Genomic DNA, 1,137 nt, shown 5'->3' on the forward strand with positions numbered 1-1,137 from the left:
ATCTAGAAATATCTTGAGACGTCCAAGTATTTTCTTTATTACTGGACTCTTATTAGAGAGTAAAACTAAGCCTGAGATAGGGCTTAAATATTAATATACGAGAGGAATGGATATGGAGGATACTCTAGATCTTTTACAGGACTCAATTGATTTATTAATAAACCTTAGAGATTGGATGTATGTTATTCCAAAAATGGAAGCAAGAGGGTTTAGTATTGGTAAAGAATATTGGTTTAACTATGAAGATTTTAAGATGTTTAGAACACCAGATGAAGTCGGTATAGCTGTTAAAAATGATAAAGGGGCCTTTGAACATTTCAGCTACAGTGAATTTTTATCATTCTTTGAGCGCATATGAAAAAGCAGCTAGCAAAAGCTAACTGCTCTCCAGAAAAGCATTAAGAAGGAAGTTCAGAACTCAAGTACATTTATATTTATAGTATGGACAAGGTTTAGAAATTTATTCGAGGAGGAATTGATATGAAATACTTTGAGTTTAATAAGCATGAATATTGGGCTATGGTTGCAGCTGAAAGCGAGAAAAAAGCGTATGAAATTTATCAAACTGAAGTTGGCGGTAACTCAATAGCTGAGGTTATGACAGAAGGTAAAGTGGAAGAGCTTAAAAAGGATGTAGCTTTTGGAATGTATATAAATGCGACAATAAAATACGGAGGGAAACATTATTTTGAAGCGGCTTGTGACTTTCATTCAAGTAATAACACGACATTACTAATTGATTCGTCACTAGCATAAAAGAGCAGCTAGCAAAAGCTAACTGCTCGGTTCTCCAAGGGGGAACAAGGAGAAAGTAACTTAATGGGTTGTCTACAGTATTGACGGAATATTGAGTTTTATTCAGGGGGGGTAGAAGAAAATGAAAGTAGTACAATGGTTAGCTTGTATTTACTGGTCCATTACCGGAATTATGATGTTTTTCGGATATGAGCCAGCGCTAGGGTTACTAATAGCATCTTGTTTTATTTCAGCGCTTTTCTTTCTTGATGGTGCCACAAGATAAATTCGAACAAAATAATCCTTTTAATAGAAAGTGAGGTGAATACATGGATAAGATATATGCATTTCAAATCGCAGTGACGTTGGGGTTATTAACTATGATCATGCTTAATATCATAA

The 1,137-nt window shown here is 34.6% G+C and carries 3 protein-coding genes; all 3 read left to right on the forward strand.

Features of this window, described 5'->3' with window-relative positions:
* The first annotated feature begins 112 nt into the window (after positions 1–112).
* The 3 genes from MR168_RS32940 (at position 113) to MR168_RS32950 (ending at position 1,021) form a co-directional block, all read left to right on the forward strand.
* Positions 113–358: a hypothetical protein gene (locus MR168_RS32940; protein ID WP_063547390.1), complete on the forward strand. Its 246-nt coding sequence runs from the start codon at positions 113–115 to the stop codon at positions 356–358.
* 122 nt (positions 359–480) lie between these two features.
* Positions 481–756, forward strand: coding sequence for a hypothetical protein (locus tag MR168_RS32945; protein WP_063547391.1), 276 nt, complete (start codon positions 481–483; stop codon positions 754–756).
* 121 nt (positions 757–877) lie between these two features.
* Entirely contained in the window at positions 878–1,021 is a 144-nt protein-coding gene (locus MR168_RS32950) for a hypothetical protein (protein ID WP_153587740.1), read from the forward strand.
* Positions 1,022–1,137: the final 116 nt, after the last annotated feature.

It is taken from the genome of Bacillus cereus group sp. BfR-BA-01356 (genome assembly GCF_022663635.1).
GTDB classification, from domain to species: domain Bacteria; phylum Bacillota; class Bacilli; order Bacillales; family Bacillaceae_G; genus Bacillus_A; species Bacillus_A cereus.